Source organism: Sorangium sp. So ce375, from assembly GCF_051473855.1.
In the GTDB taxonomy this organism is placed as follows: Bacteria; Myxococcota_A; Polyangia; order Polyangiales; family Polyangiaceae; genus Sorangium.
This window is the reverse complement of record NZ_CP150335.1, coordinates 4054365-4076452: the sequence shown is the minus strand read 5'-3', so window position 1 is coordinate 4076452 and position 22088 is coordinate 4054365. Positions and strand designations below refer to the sequence as shown.

The window sequence follows — 22088 nt, the reverse complement described above, 5'->3', positions numbered from 1 at the left end:
CTCACCCGGGCCCCCGGCAAGATCAGGATGGGTAGCGAGACCGCTCAGTAGAAGCGGTAGCCGAGGCTCGCCGGGGCCGCGAATACCCAGCCGTCGAGCCCCTTCATGACCGTCGGCGAGACGCTCAGCAGGAGCGCGCCCGACGTCCAGCCCGAGCTCGGCAAATCCGCGAGCACCAGCGATACATCGACGCTCCCGCCGAACGCGAGCGTCTCCACCAGCGCGCTCTCGGGGAGGCTGCCCTCACGCGCGTTCACGGCGACCTCGCTCCGACCGTAGTTGAGGTGGACCACCTCGGAGGGGATCTCCCCCTTGATCCCGGTGACCTTCGCCTCCTGCCCCACCGGGCCCACGAGCCCCGAAAGGCCGAGCCAGATGCGCCCGAAGCGCATCGAGACGGACGGGCCGCCGACAAGGAGGTAACCGCCGCCGAACCGGTAACCGCCCCGCACCCGCGCGCCGAGGTGCAGCTCCTCGGAGAGCGCAAACCCGACGAACGCCTCACCGCCAGCGAAAGGCCCGATCGCCGGATCGAAGCTGGCATGACAGACCTCATCGTCGCAGGGCGCGATGAGCTCGCCCTCCGGGACGTTGTAGCTGTAGGAGTACGCGCTCAGATCGCCGAAGCTGCCGGCGTCCATCAGCCCAAACAACGCGCCTCCAGCCACCCCGGCCTCGATCACGAAGCTCCCGGTGTGCCTCGACGAGGCGCCAGCGCTCGGCCCCGGCGCATCCGCAGCAGGCTGCGCAGCAGTCTCCGGCGCAGCAGCAGCGTCCTCGGACCCCGCGCGGGCCTTTCCCGCCCCCGCGGCGCCCTTCCCAGGCGACGGCGCAGCTGCGCCCTTCCCAGGCCCCGCGGCGGCCTTTTCAGGCCCCGCGGCGGCCTTCTCAGGCCCCGCGGCGCCCTTCCCGGACCCGGCCGCGCCCTTCCCAGGCCCCGCGGCGCCGTCCCCGGCCCCGGCGCTCCCCTTCTCCGCCGCCGCCACCTCCCGCGCGGGCGCTTCCGGCGCGGGCGCAGGCTGCGCAGCGGCCGACGCGTCCTTCGCGAGCGCAGGGACCGCCACGCTCTTCCGCTCGCCCCGCTTGATCGAGACCGTGTGCTCCCACGACTTCCTGCCAGGGGCGCTCGCGCTCACCTTGTGCTGGCCAGGGTCGACCGGCCTCGCTTGACCCCAGAGCGCGCCGTCGATCGGCGCCCCGTCCAGCGTCACCTCGAGCCCATCGACCGCGGCCGCGCGAGGCACGCTCAGCGTCAGCCGCGGGAGCGACAGCTCCAGCTTCGCTCCCCTCGCCTTCGCGTCGGCCTCCAGGCGCTTGTTGCCCTCCTTGCGGGCCGCCGCGCCGAGATCGATGTACTCGGACCACGCCGTCGCCACCTTGCCCTGCTTCTCGTGGCACATCGCCAGCGCAAGGAGCGTCGCCGACCTCGAGCTCAGCCTGTAGCTCTCCTCGAGCTTCGGACAGGCCTCGGCGAGCTTGCCCTTCTTCATCAGGCTCTTGCCCTCGTCGAGCAACGCCTCCGCCTGCGCGAACGCGACGCCCGGGCTCACCGCGAGCGCAACCGCAAACGCGACGCCGGCGAGGCGCGTGCAGGAGCGCCCCGAGCGCAGCAGCGCCTCGCGACAGGACCCGCGACGCCGCGCGCGCCAGGGGAGAGCAAGCAACTTGTCGGAAGTCTCAGCGTCTTGCCGGTTCAAACGGTTCGTCGCTCCCAGGGCGATGCCCGTGAGGTGATGTCGAAGGCGCGGGCGCGAAAACGGCGCGCCTCTCCAAGGAGGACGGAGCGTACCACGCCCCGTTTGAGCCGAGCAAAGCGGCGCGCGGTGCGTCGCGATGACAGAGCGGGCGCATGGCGGCCGCGCGTCACCCGACGCCGCGGCGCTCTTCGCTGTGCCGCGCGCGGTGCGTCGCGATGACAGAGCGGGCGCACGGCAGGCGCGTCACCCGGCGCCGGGGCGCTCGTCGAGCAGCTTGATCCCGGCGGCCACCTCGCTCGCGAACGACTCGGCGAGCGCTCGCGCCTGACCGAAGCGCGGCGGGATCTCCCGCGCGGCGCGGGCGAGCGCCGCGACGGCGAGGTCGTGAGGCTGGCGCAGGAGGACGCGGTACGCGAGGGTCCGACCTGGAGGGGTCGCGACGACCGCGAGCGTCGAGGCCGACCACGCGAACGGCGGATCCTTCCGGGCGGCGGTCGCGAGATCCGTGAGCGGCGAGCGCGTCATCCAGAGGGAGACCGCGTCGGCGAAGTCCGGCGCGGCGAGCCCCGGAGTGCCATGGCCCATGTCGGCGAGGCCGACGCGGCGGGTGTCGATCTCGACGCTGCGCAGCTGCCGCCACCGGAGCAGCCGCGCGGGCGGGCGCTGGCCGCGGAAGCTCGCGCGGCCCGTCCACCAGGTGACGAGCGCGTCCGTGCGGAAGCAGTCGAGCACCCGCGCGAACGTCGCGTGCCGCGAGAGCGCGGCCCCGACGTCGGACGGCGCGGGCACGAGCTCGCAGAGGTCGCGCACGCTCGCGAGCAGGCGGGGATAGCGGCTGCGCGTCAGGACGCCGGCGAGCTCGTGGTTCGTGAGCTGGAGCAGGTCGTTCAGCGCGGCCAGGAGCGCCCACTCGGCGACGGCGAGCTCCGGGAGCACGTCGATCGGGGCGATGAGGCGGGCGACGCGGACGCGGACCAGATCGATGCGCGAGCCGAGATCGCGATCGATCGCCGGCACGCCGCCGCCGAGGAGGAGCGCGAGCCGCACCCCGAAGGGGCGCACAGGGCGCAGAGGACCGCCGAGGACGAGCGGGGCGAGCACGTTCGCCTGGAGCTCGGAGAGCCGCTCGGCGATCGCTTCGGGCTCGGTCATTGGGGCGTCCGGCCAGCGCCCGGCGGCAGCGCCTTCGGCTCGGGCATCACCTCGGACGGGGCGAGGTCGCGCAGCGGCCGGATGCCGACGCCGCCGAGCACGACCTCGGGCAGCTCGGTGGCCAGCGCCGCCGTGAGGCCCGCGGAGAACACGGTCACCGCCGACCACTGCTGCGCCTCGAGCAGCGCCGTCTCCAGGGGGACGAATCCCTCCTCCGATACGCCGATCGCCCGCCCGTCGCGCCCGATGAACAGCGCCTGCCCGGCGGGGGCGCCCAGCGCGCGGAACAGCACGGCGGGCGCGACCGCAGGGACCGCATCGTAGCCGGCCGGGATGTAGAGGCCCGGATGGACCTCCCGGAAGAACTCGCCGACCGGGATCCCCTCGATGCCGGTGGGGTGCCGGAGAAAGGCGCCGGCGGCGGTGAAGGCGATGCGCGCGCGGCGCAGGGTCTCGGGGCCGAGCGCATACGCGACGTGCCGCAGGAGCGGCATCTCCTCCGGCCGGATCCACGAGGCCGTGACCGATCGCCACGGCTCGGAGCTCGGGACGAGGCGGAGCGACAGCACGACCGACGCGGGGCGCTGCGCGTCGCCCTCCGGCGTCGCCCTCGCCACCGCGGGCTCACGGCCGAGCTCGACCCGGGCGAACGCCGCGACGTCCCCCATCGCCGGCAGCTTCGCGATCTCCAGCGCCTCGCGGCCACCGCCCCGGAAAAGCACGAGGCCCGCCTCGCCGAACACAGGGCAGGCGCGGAGGTTCACCGGGTGCCGGAACCCCACCTCCACCGCGGCGCCGGGCGCGACCGGGACGAAATACCCGAGCCCCGGCGTGCTCGTGAGCAGCGGGACCATCCGGGCGGGGATGGCCGGCGCGCGGAAGAGGTACCGGAGCACCGGGGCGTCATCGAAGCTCGACTCCGGCGGCCACTCGCACAGGCCCACCTCCGCCTCGACGCTGCTCCGGGAGAAGTAGCGGATGAGCGCCGGGCCGAGCCCCGACTCCGCGAGCAGCCAGCGCGGGCCAGGGTCCCGCCCGGCGGCCGGATCGAGGTGCGGCTCGAGCCGGAGCAGCAGCGTGCGCACGTCGACGCGCCGCTCGACCTCGTACGTCTGCGAGAAGGCGTTGTGATAGAGCGAGAGCGCCGCGTCGCTGGGCAGGATCTGCGGGACGTCGTACCCGAACGGCGCGGCCGCGTCGCGGTACTGGACGAAGTGCCGGCTGGTGCCGGTGAAGCTGTAGCCGCCCGCGAGCCGCGCGATCTCGGCGACACGGTCGAGCCGATCGCTGCTCTCCGCCGCGAACAGGAGGGTGACCTCCCGCGCCCCCAGCTTCGATCGCACGACCTCGACGACGAGCGAGCGGAGGATGTCCGCGAGCGAGCCCTGCCGTGTGTAGAGCGCCAGGAAGGCGACGAGCCGGTCGATCGAGGGCAGGAGCACGAGCCCCTTGGCGCCGAGCGCGACCCCCTTGGCATCGAGCCCGAGGCCGGGCGTGCGCAGCCGGGTCTGGTGAACGGCGACGCGATCGAGCATCGAAATGGCTCCCGACGTTGGAACGTAACGTGCGTGAAAGAACGTTGACGTTGGAGGAGCAGCGGAGCCGCAGACCGTAAGAGGAGCCGCCGGATCCGTCAAGAGAGGCCCGGCACGCGCGATCCTCTCCCGTACCCGGTCCACGCGACCGCGACACTGGAACTGCCAGGAGCGACGGCGTAGTCTCTTCCGCGAATGCGCCCTGTCGGAACACCGCAGGCCCACGCGGCCCGGCGCCATGAGATCGCCTCTCCGCCACGCCGGAGCCCCCTCGGCGCCCGTCCTGTGGCCCACGTCGGCTAGCGCATGAGCACCGCGCGCATCGAGTCCGCATGGCCGCTCCTGGCAGGCCGATTCCACATCGAGCACGAGGTCGGCCGCGGCGGGATCGGCACCGTGCACCGCGCGTTCGACGTGCAGACCGAGCGGTACGTCGCGCTGAAGATCATCACGGCGGTCGGCGTCGACGCCGAGGACCAGGCCCGGCTCTCCCGTGAGGGGCAGATCCTCTCGGAGCTCGATCATCCGGGGATCGTGCGGGTCGTCGCGTTCGGAACGCTGGAGTCGAGCGCGTCGGACGGCGAGGGGCGGCGGATCGAGGAGGGGGCGACCTACATCGCGATGGAGTGGCTCGACGGCGAGGACCTGGCGACGCGCCAGCGGCGCTCCCCGCTCCCGCTGCGCGACGCGATCGAGGTCGGGCGGCAGGTGGCGAGCGCGCTCGCGGCCGCGCACGCCGCGGGCGTCGTCCATCGCGACATCAAGCCGTCCAACATCATCCTCCTCCGCGGCTCACCGGACGCCCCCCTCCGCATCAAGCTCGTGGACTTCGGCGTGGCCGCGTCGAAGGAGGTCGTGCTCACGACCGACGTGGGCGGCCTCGTCGGCACGCCGGCGTACATCTCGCCGGAGCAGGCGCGCGGCGACGCGACGGTGGACGCGCGCAGCGACCTCTACTCGCTGGGCGCGACGCTGTTCGAGCTGGTCGCCGGCCGGCCGCCGCACATGGGGCCGACCTCCATCGCGACCCTCGTCCGCCTGGCGACGACGCCCGCGCCGCGCCTCTCGGAGTTCCTGCTCGACGTGGTCCCCGCCCTCGACGAGCTGATCCACGCGCTGCTCCTCGCCGACCGCGAGCTCCGGCCGAGCTCGGCGCGAGAGGTGGCGGACAAGCTCGCGACGATCGCCGGCGAGCCGTACCTGCCCACCCCGTCGCCGCTGCGCGTGAGCGACAACCCCCCTGGCGTGATGGGGACGCGGCTCGTGACCACGATCGTGGCGCTGAACGTGGCCACCGGGGAGGAGCGCCAGCGGGAGCTCGACGCGCTGCGCCGCCGCGGGGCCGACGCGCTCCCGCTCGGCACCGACTCGATCGCCGCCCACCTCGGCGTGCGGCAGGCCCACGGCGACGAGGCGTCCCGCGCCCTCGAGCTCGGTCTCGCGCTCGGCGGCCGCGGCGGGCGCGTCGGCGTCGCCTCGGGCCGCATGCGCGTCGACAGGACGCGCGCGGCGGGCGAGGTCGTCGATCGCGCGGTCGCGCTCGCGCGGGAGGCGGGCCTCGGCAGGGTCCTCGCGGACGCGACCACGGTCGAGCTGTCCCGCGGGCGCTTCATGGGCGATCCGCTGGAGGGCGGCGCGGTGCGGGTGATCGCGCGCGCGCCGAAGCGGCCCGACGCCCAGACGCCCTTCGTGGGGCGGGACGCCGAGCTCATCACGACCGTCGCGGCGTTCGACCGCTGCGTTGAGGACCGGACGCCGGTCGTTGTGAGCATCTCCGGGCCGCCGGGGATCGGCAAGAGCCGGCTCGCGCGCGAGTTCGTCGCCCGCATCGCGGATCGTCCGGATCCGCCGAGGCTCGTCCAGCTGCGCTGCGAGTCGTTCGGCCGGGCGCAGGCGCTCGGCGTCGCCACCGACGCGCTGCGGGTGCTCATGGGCCTGCCGAAGGGCGCGTCGCTAGAGCAGGCCGACGCCGCGGTGCGCGCGCGGCGGCCGCTCCACGGCGACGGCGGGCTCCTCGCGCGCCTGCTCGCGAACCAGCCGTTCCCCGACGGCGTCGATCTGCGCGGCGCGCGCGACGCGCTCTACCTCTCGATGACCGACATCGCGGTCGACGCCGCGTCGATCGAGCCGTGCGCGCTGCTCGTCGAGGACGCGCAGTGGGCCGACCCGGAGAGCATCGCGTGGCTCGATCACCTCCTCGGGCGGACGACGGGGAGGGCGCTGCTCATCGTGCTCATGGTGCGCCCGGCGTTCTGGCGCGACCAGGGCCAGCGCTTCGCCGGCCGCGACCACGTGCGCGTGGAGCTGCGCCCCATCGCGCGCCGGGCCACGCGCGAGATCGCGCGGGCGGTCTTCAGCACCGCCGCGGCCGCGCGGCCGTTCGATGACGCGACGCTCGACCGCGTCGCGCAGCAGGCGGCCGGCTCGCCGCTCTTCGCCGAGGAGCTCGCGCGGGTCATCGCCTCGGGCAAGGACGCCGCCACGGCGCCGACCATCGAGGCCGCCATCCAGGTGAGCCTCGACGCCCTCGACGAGCCCACGCGGGAGGCGGTGGTGCGCATGAGCGTCTTCGGCCTGTCCGTGTGGGACGTGGGCCTCGCCGAGGTCGGGGTGGCCGAGCCGGCGACGGCGCTGAAGAAGCTCATCGCCGCGGAGCTCCTCGTCGCGCAGCCCGCGTCGCGCTTCCCGGCCGCGCGCGAGTTCCTGTTCAAGCACGCGCTCGTCCGCGACGTCGCGTACGCCTCGGTCGGCGACGAGCTCCGGCAGAAGCTTCACGCCGCTGCGGCGCGCTGGCTCGACCGGCTCGGCGAGGACAGCGCGACGGTCGCGCAGCACTTCGACCTCGGCGGCGAGCACGAGGAGGCCGCGATCCGCTGGGAGGCCGCCGCGCGGCGCGCCCTGGCGACGAACTCGCTCCGCGATGCGGTCACCATGGCCGATCGCGCGCTCGTGTTCTCCCCCGACAAACCGACGGCCTTCGCGCGCGCGGTCCTCCTGGAGGAGGCGTACTCGCGGCTCGACGCGCGGTCGGCCGAGCGCGACTCGGCGATCCGGGCGATGGGGGAGAACGTCTTCGACGAGGCGAGCGAGCTGCGCACGTTGACGGCCCGCGCGCGCTACGACCACGCGTGCGGCTCCGGGATCGATCTGGAGGAGCGCCTGACGGCGCTGCGCGACCGCGCCCGGTCGATCGATCTCGTCGAGGAGGAGGCGCAGTGCTCGGCGACGCTGGCGCAGGTCTACGCGTTCGCCGGGCAGCTGGCGATGGCCGAGCAGGAGGCCGCGCACCTGCTCGACCTGGCGGCGCGGCGGAGCCTCGTCTGGGCGGCGGTCGACGCCTGGCAGACGCGCGCGGTCGCTCACCAGACGCGCGGCGAGCCCGCCGCGGCGCTGGGGGCGCGCCGGAACGCTGCGCGGGCCGCGCGCCGCGCGGGGCTGCAGGAGCGCGAGGCGATGCTGACGATGAACGTCGGCTTCGCGCTGACGACCATCGGCGCCCGGGAGGAGGCGCTCCAGGAGATCGAGGGGGGCATCGCCAGGGCGCAGGCGATCGGCAGCTCCGGGGCGGCGCGGCACGGGCAGATGATCCTGCTCTGCTGGGCGGCGACGTTCGGCCCCGAGCCGCGGCTCGACGCCGTGCTCGCGGAGCCGCGCGCGAGCGCGGACGAGGCCTCGGGGAGCATGTGGGTCGTGCGCGACCGGGTGACGCTCGGCATCCTGTTCTACCGGGGCTGCGAGCTCCTGCGCCTCGAATCGTCGGGCCTCGCGCGGGCGCGCTCGCTGCTGAAGAAGGCCACGGACGCGTACCGCGTCACGGACAACCGCGACGTCCTGCCCGTGGCGCTCGGGTTCTGCGCCGAGGCGGAGCGCCGCTTCGGCAACGCCGAGCAGGCCCGTGAGATCGCGCGGGAGGCGGCGGCGCTGGTGGAGGCGGGCGCGCCGAGCTTGCTGAACGAGGCGCCGATCTACCTGGCGCTCCACGACGCCTGCGTGGACATGGGCGATCTGGAGGGCGCGCGGGCCGCGATGGAGCGCGCGATGCCCCCGCTCCTGCGCCGGCTGAAGGGCCTCGAGGGGACGCCCTACGCGAGCTCGTTCCTGCTCAACCTGCCGCAGAACTCGGCGCTGCTCGCGGCCGCCGAGGCCTACGGCTGCGTGCCGCAGGAGCTCGAGGCGATGCTGAGCGGCCGGCCGTAGCGACCCGCGCGCCGCCCCCGGCGGCTACGGCGAGCCCGCGGCCCTGCAGGTCACTTCCGGGGCGCGGCGGCGCCGCCCGCCTTGGGGGGCGTCGACTGCACCGGGCGGAGGTTGATGGTCAGCACCTCGTCGCGCGTGAACACCACGAAGCGGGCCTCCGGGGTGTACCCGTCGGCCGTGACCCGGATGCGGTGCCCGGTGCCATCCCGGCTGAACCTCGCGAAGAACGGGTTGCTGGGGAGCTCGACGTCGTCGAGGTAAATCTTCGCGTCGAGCGGCGTGGCGATGATCCGGAGCTCGACGAGGTTGGCGATCGGAGGCGCGTAGGTCGGAGGAGGAGCCGGCGCGGGCTCCGTCGTGGGGTTCGGCTGAACATCTACCTCCGTCGTATCCGGACGGAGCGTGAGGACCGCCCACGCGCCGCCGATCAGCAGCACCGAGAGCGCGGCGATCCCTGCGCTCCAGAGCGCCTTGCGCCGGGTCGACCTGGCGTTGGCGACCATGATCGTGGGGATCGTCTGGCGGTTGGAGATGCTGTCCTCGCGCGACGCGTCGTCGCCCAGCATCTGGTCCCCCACCGGGGCGGAGAACTGCTGCGACATCTGCGACAGCGGCATGCGCTGAGACCACGGCACGGCGCCGCGCTCCTCGAGCACCGGCAGGACCTCGAACTCCTCCCCGCCCTCGGCCGCGCCGGCGTGGAGCCGCCCCAGCTGGTCGCTGATCGCGGACCTGACCTCGGCGCGGCGGTGCGCGAACGTCTCCCCGATGATGCGACCGATCTCGGCCGAGGAGGGGCGCCGACCCATCGTCGCGAGGTACGCCTCGACGTCCTCGCGCATCTGGGCCGCCGTCGCGTACCGGTCCTCCGGCGCCATCGCGAGCGCGCGCGAGCAGATCCGCTCGAGCGCGTCGGGCGCCGCGGGCCACCGCTCGCGCAGCTTCGGGATCTCGCCGAACGTGAGCCGCTGGAGGATCTGCACGTCGGAGAGATCTCCCCAGAAGCGCTCGCCCACGACGAGCTCCCAGAAGATGAGGCCCATCGAGAAGATGTCCGCGCGGCGGTCGACCATCGTCGCGAGGGCCTGCTCCGGCGCCATGTACCGGATCTTCCCTTTCACGACGCCGGTGCTGGTGTCCGCGTCGCGCGTCGCCCACTTCGCTATGCCGAAGTCGACGACCTTCGCCTGCCCGTCATACGTGACGAAGATGTTGTGCGGGCTGATGTCGCGGTGGACCACATGGAGCGGCTGACCGTTGAAATCCATGAGGTCGTGCGCGTAGTGCAGCCCAGCGAGCGCGTCGGCGAGGATCGCCAGGTAGACCGCGCGGTGACGCGACGGGTCGATCTTCCTGCAGATTCGATCGAGCGAGTGCCCCTCCAGGTACTCCATCACGATGTAGTACTGGTCGTCGATCTGACCGCACTCGTACGTCTGCACGACGTTCGGGTGGTTCAGCCGCGCGGCGAGCCTCGCCTCGTCGAGGAACATCGCGTTGACCTCGGGCTCGGTCGCGATCCCCGGCTTGAGCCGCTTGATCACGACCAGCTTCTCGAACCCGAGCGGGCCGCGATGCGCAGCGAGGAAGACCTCGGCCATCCCTCCCTGCCCAAGCTTTGCGATCAGCCTGTATCTCCCGAAGCCTCTCGCGGACTGCACGGGGAGCCGGACGATCATCGATGACGAAGTCACAGCACCCGATCGTTCGTAAGGATTGCTGACTCGTCAAGCAGACTCATGGACTTGTGCATCCAGCCGGCACCGCGGAGACCCGGGGCGACGGGCGGGCGCGTGCCCCCCCGAGTGCCCCGGGTGCTCCGGTTAATGAGGTGAATTCCGCTACTTAGGCCCCGCTACCGCGCGCGATCACCCCTCGCCGATGGCGATCCCGAGCGCCTGACGCAGCGCGAAATACTGATCGCTTGTCGAGAAGACGATCAGCTCCTTGAGCCTGTCCTGGGGCGGGAGATCCCCGGGCTGCTGCGGCTCGGCGGCGATGATCTTCTTCGCGATCTCGAGATCGCCCGAGAGGAGCAGGCCGGTGCGCGCCGCGGTGATGTCGACGCACTGGACCCACCGCTTGATGTTGGCCTTCGCGCCCTCCGCAAGGAACTTCTTGACCACCATGCGGAGCCCCTCGAGCTGCACCGGCTGCATGAACCCGCGGAGCGTCTGCGCGGTGGCCGTGATCTGCTTCTCGATGTCCTGCGGCACCGGCGTGTCGGGCGCGACGAGCTTGATCCCGGCGAAGAGGAGCACCGTCAGCTCGGTGACCGTCGGGAACAGCGTCTTGATGTAGTGCTCGCCGCGGTACATCGCGAGGTGCTTGCCGACGATGAACGTGAGCTCCTGCGGCGAGAACCCGGTCAGCACGGTCTGTCCCGCGACGGACGCCGGCTGCTCGTTCGCCACCGCGACGAGCGCGCCGGGCACGTCGCTGCGCACGTAGAGCCGCGGCGCCGCCAGGCCGAGGACGTTGGCCGCCCACCCGAAGGTCCGGGCGAACGTCACCGTCGAGGTCGCCGGATCCTGCAGGAAGCGCTGATCGAGGACCGGCAGCTCCCGGCGCTGCTTGAGCGTCTCGATCTTCGCCCTGAGCGCGGCCATCGCGATCATCTCGAAGATCTTGCCGACGTAGAGGTTCTCCTCCTCGTGGAACAGGTTCCTGATCCACTGCTCGTTGTCGAGCCGGCTCTTCGCCTGGATGAGCCCCTGCGGGCGGTAGTCCTCGAAGTACTGCTGCTCGTCGGGATCGGCCTTGCGGAGGAACGACAGCGCCGCCGCGACGCACCAGGCCTGGTCGTAGCGCTTGCTGTCCACGTACAGGCGGTAGAGCCGCTTGTACGGGTCGATCTTCATCGGATCGATCTTGACCATCGCCTGGAACTCGGCGGTCGCCTGATCGAACTGCTCCGACTGCTCGTAGAGCTCCGCGAGGATCAGGTGCTCCGTCGCGTCCTCGGGCTTGAGCCGCGACGCCATCCGGAACGTCTCGACGGCGGCCGTCCTGTCGCCGAGCCGATCGCGGTAGATGAGCCCGAGCGCGTGCCAGAGGCTGTACTCGAGGTCCGTGTTCCCCTTGCCGGCGACCCGGTGCAGCATCTTGCGGTACGCCCGCTCGAGCTGCTTCCACTCCTTCTGCGCCGTGAGGATCTTGTTGATGCGCTCGAAGGCCTCGAGGGAGTGCGGGTTCAGGTCCAGCGTGTCGTTGAACAGCTCCACCGCGCGCGCCGGGTCGTCCAGCTTGTCGCGGTAGATCTGCGCCATCGTGTAGAGGTAACGGCTCTTCCGATCCGGCTGCGGCTCGAGCTCCGCGATGCGCTGGAGGCAGTCCACCATCCGCTCCCACTGCCCCGTGCGCTGGTAGAGCTGGAGCAGCTTGTGGAGCAGCACGTGGTTCTGCGGCTCCAGGTCGAGCGCCTCCTCCAGGGCCTCCACGCCCTTCGGGATGTTGTTCTCCTTGTCGACCCAGATGTCGCCGATGTCGTTCAACATCTTGAACCGCTCGAGGCCGTCCATGATGTTGTCGAGGATCAGCCGCTTGTAGTGGCAGACCTGCTTCCAGTCCTTGAGCCCGTCATAGACGGCGACCATCGCCTCGAGCGTCGGCCGGTGCGCGGGCTCGGCACCGAGCGCCTTCTCGAAGTTGTTCACCGCCTGCTTCGACTGCCCCTGCGCCTGCTTGATGCAGCCGAGCTTGTAGTAGACGGTCGCGCGCTCCTCGGTCTCGGCCTCGTCGAGGCTGGTGAGCACCTTCTGGTAGTTCGTCAGCGCGCTCGCCCAGTCGTTGAGCTTGAAGCTCACGTCCGCGAGGCCCCGGATCGTCTCCTGGTCGGTCAGATCGAGGTTGTGCGCGGCCGTGTACGCCTTGAGCGCGGCCTCGTCCTTGCCGATCCGCTCGAGGACCTTGCCGAAGGTCCGCTGCAGCCGGTGCTGCTCTGACCGGTCGCGCTTGCCGCTCTTCCTGACGAGCATCTCCGCGAGCGGCTCGGCCTGGGCCCACCGCTCCGTGGAGACGTACTCGCTCAGGAGCGGCATCGCGGCGTCCTCGTTGTCGGGATCGCTCTGGAGCGCCATCTCGTACGCCTGCACCGCGAGCGAGTGCTCGCCGAGCATGTCGTCGCGGAGCTTGCCGAGCTCGACGAGCAGCCGCGCCTTGGCGCGGGGCGCGTCGGTGTTCATCTGCTCCTGATCGAGGTAGCGCGCCGCCCGATCCCAGTCGGCCGCGTCGATCGCGATCACCCGCAGCGCCGCCAGCGTCGGCACGTGCGACGGATCGAGATCGAGCGCCATCTCGAAGCGCTCCTGGGCCTGGACCCGCTCGCCGAGCTTCTCGTCGAGCTGCCTGCCGATCCGGAAGTACATCTCGACGCGCTGCTTGCCGTCGGCCGTCAGGTCGGCGACGCGCGTCATGTACTCGATCGCCTTCGCCGTGTTGTCCTGCTTCTCGTAGAGCTTCGCCAGCGCCTCCAGGGCCGGGATGTGCGTGTCCTGGATGTCGACGATGTTCAGGTACGCGTCGATCGCGCGGTCCAGGTCCTCGATCTCCTCGGCGTAGACCTTGGCCGTCTGGGACCAGAGCTCGATCTTCTTCTGCCGATCCTCCGCCGCGTTGATGTGGCGATCGTACGTGTTGATGAGGTCGTGCCACTGGCGGAGCCGGCGGTAGCAGCGCTCCAGGGCCTCGAGCGCGGGCTCGTGGGTCGGATCGATCTCGACCACCTGCTCGAGCCGCGCGGCCGACAGATCGGGCTTCAGGAACTGCTCCTCCTGGAGGGTCGCGATCTTCATCAGCACGTCGATGCGCTCGCGCTCCGTGGTGACCACGTCGAGCTGCATCTCGAGGACCCGCACGAGGTCCGGCCACTGGTGCGTGGTCGTGTAGACGCGCTCGAGCCCCCGCATCGCGAGGAGGTTCGAGGCGTCGATGTCCAGCACCTCGCGGTAGACCGCGCCGGCCTTCTCGATCAGCCCGAGCTTGGACTCGTAGAGGCCGGCGGTGCGCAGCTTCACGGCCGCGACGACGTCGGCCTCGCTCACGGCCCGCGCCTTGCGGAGCAGGACGTCGACGAGATCGTTCGATTGATCGCGATCCGAGTAGATCCGCTCCAGCGCCTCGAGGGCCGGGAGGTGCAGCGGATCCACGTCCAGAGCGCGCCGGTAGAAGCTGAGCCCCTGCTCGACCTCGCCCATGTGCTTCTCGAGGACCTCGCCGAGCTCGGTCAGGACCTCCTTCCGATCGACGTCGGTCACCGCGACGTTGAGGGCGCTCGTCAGCATCTGCCCCTGCTGCTGCCACTGGCCGGTCTTCTTGAAGAAGTTCGCCATCTGGCGCAGCACCGCGACGTTGTTCGGGTCGTGCGCGAGGATCTGCTGGTAGTACGGCTGGGCGTACTCGGGGTGGCCGAGGTCCTCCGCGTACCACTTGGCGAGGCGCAGGCAGAGCGTGATCTTCTGGAGCGGCGCCGTCTGCTGCTGCAGCCACCCGTTCACCGTCTGCACGAGCTCGGGCCAGCGGTTCGTCGCCTGCGCCATGCGCTCGAGGTAGCGGACCGTCTCCATGTCGGAGAAGTCCATCTCGAACGCCGTGAGCAGGGCGTCGAAGGCCTGCGGCTTGTCCTCGAGCTGCTCCTCGAAGACCCGGGCCACCTTGCGGAGGATGTCGGTCTTCTCCGAGACCTCCTCGCGCGAGTCGAGCCGCGCGAGGTAGAGCTCGATGAGCGGCTCGCTCCGCCGGGCCGCGTCGTGGAGCTCCTCGAGCGCCGCGAAGGCCTGGTCGTGCGTCGAGTCGAGCTCGAGGACCTTCTCGTAGGCGAGCGTGCCCCGGTCCTTCTCCTCGACCTGGTGCTCCCAGATCTGCGCCACCTCGAGGTACTCGCGCACCTTGTCCGCCGGCGACTCGTAGGCGGCCGCCCGGCCCATCTTCACGTCGATCACCTCGACCCAGCGCCCCTCGGCGCGGAGCAGGTTCTCCAGGGCGGCCATCGCCTCGAAGTCCTTCGGGTCGACCTCGAGCAGCTTCCTCCAGGCGTCGATGGCGTCGTACGCCTGCCCGAGGACGTGCTGGTAGGTCGTGCCGAGCTCGCGGTACAGCGCGATCACGTTCTCGGCCGGCAGCACGTCCCGCGCCCGGTCCACCGTCTGGTGGAGCGAGCTCACGATCTGCTCGGGCTCGTTGCGCAGCCGCCAGATCGCCGCGATGGCGTAGAGCGCCTCCAGGTTCGCGTAGTCGATGTCGAGGACGCGCTGGTAGTCGTCGAGCGAGGAGTCGTCGCGGCCGAGCTGCTCGTGGAACAGCTTGGCGCGGCGGAGCAGCACCGCGACGCGCGACTCGTCGTCGATCGCGATGTCGTAGTGCCGCTCGAGGACGTCGCAGAGCTCGGCCCACTGCCCCACCCGCTCGTAGAGGTTGGAGAGCGCCCCGAGCGCCTCCGGATCCTCTCCGCGGAGGTCGAGGACGCGCTTCCACGTCTCGACCGCGCCCTGGACGTCGTTCAGCCGATCGGCGAGCAGGTGCGCCATCTTGGCGCGGATGTCCGCCTCCTGGCTGTCGCCCATCGCGTTCTCGAGCTCACGCTCCAGCACGACCTTCAGCTGGGTCCAGGCCCCCTTGGTCGTGTAGATGCGCTCGAGGGCGCTGATCGCCTGCTCGTTCGTCGTCTCGAGCTCGTCGAAGATGCGCCGGAACGCGCGGATGGCGTCGTCGAGCTGGCCGAGCCGCTCCTCGTACGTCTGCCCGAGCCGGAGGTAGAGGTCGACGAGCTCCGGGCGATCCTCGGTCGCGCGCACGCGCTGCTCGAGGACGCTCGCGAGCTCCGGGTACTGCTCGAGCTGCGTGTAGATCCGGTCGAGGTTCGAGAGCGCCTCGGCCTCGAGCGGCTCGATGCCGAGCACGTACCGGTACGTCTCCTCGGCCTTGGCGACGTCGCTGAGGTCGGTCTCGAAGACCCGGGCCAGCCGCTTGCCGATGCCGGTCTGCACGTCCTTGTCGCTGTGGATGCCCAGCACGTCGGCGTACGCGTTGGCGAGCATCTCCCAGCCGCCGTCGACCGAGCCGGCGAGCCGCTCGACCTCCTCGATCGTCTTCTCGTCGCCCGGATACTCCTTCAGCGCCCGCATGAAGACCGCGAGGGCGCCGTCCGGCGAGATGAGGCGCTCCTCCTGGAGCTCGCCCAGCCGGTAGTACATCGCCTGCCGGTCCTGCGCCTGGGTGAGGTGGGTGAGCTCCGCCTCGAGCACCCCGCCGAGCTTCTCCCACTCCGCCGCGGCCTGGTAGAGCGGCTCCAGGATGGCGCCGATCTCGATCTGCTTGATCCCGGCCGCGAACAGGCCCTCGAGCGCCTCGAGCGTGGGCGAGTGCTCGGGGGCCGCCGTGAGCACCTCGCGGTACGCCGCGATGGCCGCCGGCAGGTCGTTGAGCCGCGTTTGATAGACCACGCCGAGCCGGTACTTGAACTCGAGGATCTCGTCCGGCGACTGCGCGATCTCGGACTCGCGCGAGAGGATGCTGACGAGATCGCCCCACCGCTCGGTCGCGGTGAACAGGCGATCGAGCGACGCGATCGCCGGCTGGTTCTCCGGCTCGACCTCGAGCACGCGCCGGTAGCGCGCGACGGCGCTGTCGATGTCGTCGAGCTGCGTCTCGAAGATCTGCGCGAGCCGGAGCCCGAGCTCGACGAAGCGCGCCGGCTCCTCGCCGAGCCGGCCGAGCTCTGTGTCATACAGCGCGGCGACCTGCGGCCAGCGGTTCACCATCATCGCGAGCCGCTCCAGGTTCGAGAGCGACTCCTCGTTGCCGATGTCGCACGTCACCGCCCGCGCGTACGTCTCGAACGCGGTGACGTGGTCGCTCAGCATCTCCTCCGAGAGGCGCGCGACGCGGTGGAGCAGATCGACCTTCTCGTACGGGTCCTCGGCCACCCGGACCCGCACCTCGAGCACGCTGATCAGCTTCTGCCACTCGCCGGACGCGTCGTAGATCGGCTCGAGCACCAGCGCGGCGCCGAGCGGATCGCGGCTGCCGTCCTTGATCTGCTCGAGCGCGCGCAGCGTCGGCTCGTGATCGGGCATCTGCTGCAGGAGGTCGCGGTAGAGCTCGATCGCCCTCGACACGTCGTCGAGGTGCTTCTCGTAGAGCTCGGCGATCCGGTACTGGTAGCTGATACCCTCGGCCGGATCCGCCGTGATCTCGGCCTCGTGCTGGAGCACGCTGAGCAGCTCGAGCCAGTTCTGCGACGTCTGGTAGAGGACGTCGAGCCGGCCGAGCGCCTGGAGATCGTCGGGATCGATCTCGAGCACGCGCTGGTACGTGTCGATCGCGCTCGCGACGTTGCCGAGCTCGCGCTCGTACACCGCGCCGATCTGGTAGTAGATGCGCTTCTTCTCGTTCGAATCGAGGACGAGATCGGCCTTCTTCGCGTAGACCGAGAGCAGCTCCTGCCAGCGCGAGAGGCTGAGGTAGAGCTTGGTCAGCGCGTCGATCGCCCGGAGATCCTCGGCGTCGAGCTCGAGCACCTTGCCGTAGACCGCGATGGCCTGATCGTGGCGCTCGAGCACCTCCTCCTCGATGCTCGCGGCCTGGAAGAGGGCGAGCTTCTTCTCGCTCAGGTCGTCGAGGATGTCCGCCTTCTGCTGGAGGATCTGCGACAGCTCGTTGTAGCGCTCCGCGGTCCTGAACAGCCGCTCGAGCGACTCGGCCGCGTGCAGGTTGCGCGGGTCGGTCTCGAGCACGCGCCGGTAGTGCCCGACGGCGCTGTCCATGTCGCCGAGGTCTCCCTCGTAGATCCGCGCGCTCATCGTGTAGAGCGAGCTCGCGAGCTCCGCGTCGGTCTGCTGGGCCGCCAGCGTCTCGAACACGCGCGCCAGGTCCGCGAAGCGGCCGGTCGCGCGCGCGAGCCGGTCGAGCCCCTCCTGCGTCGACTCCGAGGCCGGATCCTGGCTCAGCGCCCGCGCGTAGGTGTCGAAGGCCGAGCTGAGGTCGCCGCCCGCGTCCTCGTAGAGGACCGCGATCTGGTGGAGCAGCTCGACGCGACGGGTCACGTCGTCGCTGCGGCGCACCTGCACCTCGTGCACCCCGATGAGCTTCTGGTAGTCGCCCGACTGGCGGTACAGCGGCTCGAGGATCTCCGCGATCGCGACCTCGTGCTCGGCGATCTTCCCGAGGCGCTCGAGCGCCCCGAGCGCCTCGACGTTCGTGGGCTCGCGCTCGAGCACCTGCCGGTAGATGTCGATCGCCGAGTCGACGAGCCGCATCCGCGACTCCCGGAGCGCGGCGAGCCGGAGCATCAGCCGGATCTGCGCCTCCTCCTCGACCGCGATGCCGAGCTGCGCCTCGAGGTTGTCGGCCAGCTCTTCCCACATGCCCTGGCGGCTGAAGAGCCCGTCGAGCGCCGCCAGCGCGACGTGGCTCGTGTTGTCGATGGAGAGGACCTCGCGGTAGGCGGCGATCGCCTCCTCCGGCTGCCCGAGCCGCTGCTCGTAGACCTCGGCCATCTGCGCGTAGAGGCCCTCGCGCTCGGTCGGCTCATGCACGAGCTCGATGCGGCGCCGGTAGACGCCGATGAGATCGCCCCAGCGCTCGGTGCGCCGGTAGAGCGCGTCCATCGCCTCGAGCGCCTCCGAGTCGGCGGGATCGATCGAGAGCACGCGGAGGTAGCCGTTCGCCGCCTCCTCGACCTTGCCGAGCCGCTCGTGGATGCTCGCGAGGCGCATCCAGTACTCGCGGCTCAGCCGGGCGTCGCTCAGCGAATCGGCGATCTCGCTGAAGATGACGTCGAGCCTGTCCCACGCGCCCGCCTGCGCGGCGAGCGACTCGAGCTCCGCCCGCGTCTCGGCGTGCGACGGGTCGTCCTTGAGCGCCCGCGACTGCGCGTCGAACGCGCGGCCCAGGTCGCTGAGGCTCTCGGCCGCCGTCCGCGCCACCTTCCGGAGCAGCGCGACGCGCGTCGCCGTGTCGCCCTCGGCCGCGGCGAGGATCTCGAGCGCCTGGATCAGCTTCTCCCAGTCGCCGCGCCCCTCGTAGATCTCCTGCAGGATGGCCGCCGCCTCGGCCCGCAGCGACTCGTTCGAGAGCAGCGCCTCGAGCGCGAGGCGCGCCGCGTCGTTGCCCGGATCGAGGATCAGGATTTCCTTGTAGTTCTCGAGCGCTCCGGCCGCATCGTTCAGGTGCTTCTCGAGGGTGCTCCCGAGCCGGAACTTGAGGTCGATGAGCGCCTGCTCGTCGAGCGGAGAGTCGATCCGCTTGCGGAGCACGTCGACGTAGGACTCCCAGTCCTGCTGCTCGCGGTAGAGCTTGTCGAGCGCCGCGAGCGCCTGCGGGTCCGTCGCCTCGTCGTCGAGCACCTGACGGTAGGTCCCGATCGCCTGCGCCGCGTCGCGGAGCTCCCCTTCGTAGAGCTCCGCGATCGCATAGAGGATCTGCTTGCGCTCCTCGGGCTCGGTGACGATACCGAGCTTCTTCTCGTAGATGCCGAGCAGATCGCCGAACCGGCCCGTCTCCCGGTAGAGCCGCTCCAGCGCGCCGATCGCGGCCTGGTTCTCGCCGTCCGCCTCGTACACGGCGCGGAACTGCGAGAGCGCCTCGTCGATGCGCTTCACCTCATCGAGCAGCACCCGCCCGAGCCGGAGCCGGAGATCGACGCCGAGCGCGATGTCCCCCTCGCCCTCGGCGCGCGAGATCGCCGACGAGTAGGCCTGGATCAGGGCGTCCCACCCCTCGGTCGACCGCGCGGCGCGCTCGACGTCGTCGATGCACTGCTCGTCCTGCGGGGCGATCTGGAAGGCCGAGAGGTAACGCTCGAACGCCCGCTGCGGCTCCTTGAGGCGCGTCTCGTAAAGCGCCGCGACCTGCCGGTAGAGGTCGAGCTTTGAGGCGTCGTCCTGGTCGTGCGAGAGCTTCACCTCGATGGCGCCGGCGAGCCCCTTCGGGTTGTTCGCCTGCGTGTAGATCGGGATCAGCGCCTCGGCCGCGGCGAGGTGCGAGCCGTCGATCGAGAGCACCTTCTCGTAGGCGCGCGCCGCGCGATCCGCCTTCTGCTTCTGGACCATCCAGAGGTCGGCGATCTTCACGAGCAGGCTGATCTTGGCCGCGTCGTCGGTCTCCTTGGCCTCCTGCGACTCGAGGACGCGGATGAACTCGTCCCACTTGCCGCTCTCGGCGTAGAACACCTCGAGATCGTCCCAGCGCTGGAGCTGGAGGTACGCCTTCTTGAGCGCCTCCTGGGCCTTGCGGTCCTGGGGGTTCAGCGCGATCACCTCCTGCCAGGCCTTGACGGCCGCCTCGTCGTCCTTGAGGCGCTCGCCGTAGAGCTGCGCGAGCTTGCTGAGGAGCGCGAGCTTCTGGGTGCTGTCGAAGGTCGTGTCGACCTGCTTCTGCAGCACCCTGGCGAACGCCTGGTAGTCCTTGTTCTTCTCGTAGAGCCCAGCCAGCGCGTTCAGCGCCTCGGGGTTCTCGGGGTCGTTCGCGAGGACCTCGTCCCAGAGCTCGATGCAGAAGTCGACCTTCTTCACCCGCTCCGACGCGAGCTTCGCGATCTCGAGGTACTTCGCGGCGCGATCGCCGCCCTCCGGGAGCGCCGCGGCCTCGCGGCGGAGCAGCCCGATGAGCTTCTCCCAGTCGCGCCGCTTCTCGTAGCTCTGGCGGAGGAAATCGATCGCCTGCGCGTGCTCGCCGTCGATCGCGAGGATCGCCTCGTAGCACTTCACCGCCTCGGCCGCGTTCGAGAACTTGCCCGAATAGAGCTCCGCCGCCTTCGCGAAATTGTCGATCTTCTCGGCAGGATCCGACACCGCCTCGGCGATCTCGATCAGCGTCTTGACGTACTCGTTGTAGCGCTTGGCCTGCTCCTGCTTCTGGGCCTTGGCCTTGAGCTCCTCGACGCGGCCCGCCATCTCCGCGGCCGGGGGCGGCGGCGCCGTCGGACGCCGTCCGACCTCCGAATCGGCGGGCCTGCTCTCGGCGGGAGCCCGCGCGGGCGGCGGAGGCTCGATGTCGGCCACCGAGGACCGCGCGTCGCGCTCGTCCACCGGCGGGGCGTCCACCGGAGCGCTCGCGGGCGCGCTCGCCCTGCCGCTCACGGGGGCCTGCGCGCTCACGGGCGCCGGCGCGCTCACGGGGGCCTGCGCGCTCACCGGGGCCGGCGTGCTCACCGGGGCCGGCGTGCTCAGCGGGGCCTGCGCGCTGACGGGCGCCGGCGCGCTCGTGGGAAGCGGCGTGGCGTCCGCCGGCGCCAGGATCGGCGCAGGCGCCGCCGGCGCGACGGCGACAGGCGCAGCGGCGGGCGCAGGCGCGGCCGGCGCAGCGGCGACGGCTGCAGGCGCGGCCGGCGCGGCCGTGAGGCGCTCGCCGATCTGCGCTTCGAACGCGCTCACGCTCGGGTGCGTCGGGGCGACCGCCGTGAGCTTCTCGAACCAGGCCCTGGCCCGGATGAGATTGCCGAGCTGGCGCCACGCGACGCCGCCCGCCTGCGCGATCAGGAACGGGGAGCTGCCGTTCTGGTTGGCAGCGCTCTCCGCCAGCGACGCGACGCGCTCCCAGTTGCCCTCCTTCGTCCCCCAGAGCTCGCGCAGGTAGGCGAACGCCGCCTCGTTCGAGGGGTCGAACCGGAGCGATTCCTCCAGGAGCTTCGAGCCGAGCTCGACGTTCTGGTGCCGCGTGGCCCACCGGACGCCGAACTTGAACGCCGCCTCGCCGCGCGCCACGCCGGCGCGCGCGTCGAGGATGCGGCGCTGCGTCTCCACGATCGCCTGCGGCCGCTCCTCCTCGGTGAGGAGCCCCTCGAACATCGCCGCGGCCTGCTTGTCGGAGGGCGCCGTCTCGTACGCCCTCCGGAGCAGGTCCTCGAGTTGACCGCGATCGAAGCGCTTCGCGAGGCGCGCCGCGCGGAGCAGCAGCCGCTTGCGCTCGCCGGCGCTCGCGGCCGCGTCAGCGGCATCGACGAGCTCTGCCATGTGCGCGGCCCACGACGACTGATCGACCTGCATGTCGCCGAGACAGGCCCGCGCCTCCTCGCTCGTCCCGCCGGACGCGGCGAGCCCCTTCGCGTACATCTCCGTCGCCCGCTCGAAATCGCCCGCGTCGCAGAGCACGTCGCCGAGCTCCACGCGCAGCTCGGCGGCCGCGGTCCCCTCGGGGGCGTTCCTCAGCTCGAGCTCCAGGAGCTTCTGGACCATGTTGGTCTTGCCGAGGTCCCAGTAGATGGAACGAGCCGACTCCAGCGCCTCGAGGAGCGCTGGATTCAGCTTGTAGGCGTCCTGGAAGTGCTTCAGCGCCTTGACTGGCTGAAGGAACTTCTCCTCGAGCAGCCGCCCGAGCTTCAGGTGATATGCCGCCTTCCGGATCGCGTCCCCTTCGGCCGCAATCCCCTTCTCGAGCTCCTCGACGAGCCCTTGCCAGTCATGAACCGACTCGAGATGATTGAGACGCTGCGCAAGATCCATTGATTATCGACCCTCGGCCCCGACCTTCGAACGAATTGAAACGCTTACGTGCCCCGTGCCGCGCGCGG

At 71.2% G+C, this 22088-nt stretch carries 6 protein-coding genes; 1 reads left to right on the top strand and 5 read right to left on the bottom strand.

The annotated features are described in order from the left end of the window. Positions 1-44: 44 nt before the first annotated feature. The 3 genes from WME90_RS15240 to WME90_RS15230 form a co-directional block, all read right to left on the bottom strand. On the bottom strand, positions 45-1550 hold the full coding sequence (locus WME90_RS15240; RefSeq protein WP_437281837.1) for a hypothetical protein: 1506 nt from the start codon (positions 1548-1550) through the stop codon (positions 45-47). Between the two features lie 390 nt (positions 1551-1940). After that, a complete protein-coding gene (locus WME90_RS15235; RefSeq protein ID WP_437281836.1) occupies positions 1941-2849 on the bottom strand; it encodes a hypothetical protein in 909 nt (302 codons plus the stop codon). Beyond that, positions 2846-4384 (bottom strand): hypothetical protein, encoded by a 1539-nt coding sequence (locus WME90_RS15230; protein ID WP_437281835.1) that lies wholly within the window; start codon positions 4382-4384, stop codon positions 2846-2848. Before WME90_RS15230 ends, WME90_RS15235 begins: the two co-directional genes overlap by 4 nt. 306 nt (positions 4385-4690) lie before the next feature. On the opposite strand from WME90_RS15230, the gene WME90_RS15225 reads away from it, so the two are divergent. Continuing rightward, positions 4691-8581 carry a serine/threonine-protein kinase gene (locus WME90_RS15225; RefSeq protein WP_437281834.1) on the top strand — a complete coding sequence of 1297 codons (3891 nt, stop codon included), beginning with the start codon at positions 4691-4693 and terminating at the stop codon, positions 8579-8581. A 50-nt stretch (positions 8582-8631) separates the two neighbouring features. On the opposite strand, the gene WME90_RS15220 is transcribed toward WME90_RS15225, so the two are convergent. Together WME90_RS15220 and WME90_RS15215 are read right to left on the bottom strand one after the other, a co-directional pair. Then, on the bottom strand, positions 8632-10260 hold the full coding sequence (locus WME90_RS15220; protein ID WP_437283616.1) for a protein kinase domain-containing protein: 1629 nt from the start codon (positions 10258-10260) through the stop codon (positions 8632-8634). A 189-nt stretch (positions 10261-10449) separates the two neighbouring features. Beyond that, entirely contained in the window at positions 10450-22020 is an 11571-nt protein-coding gene (locus tag WME90_RS15215) for a tetratricopeptide repeat protein (RefSeq protein ID WP_437281833.1), read from the bottom strand. Positions 22021-22088 lie beyond the last annotated feature (68 nt).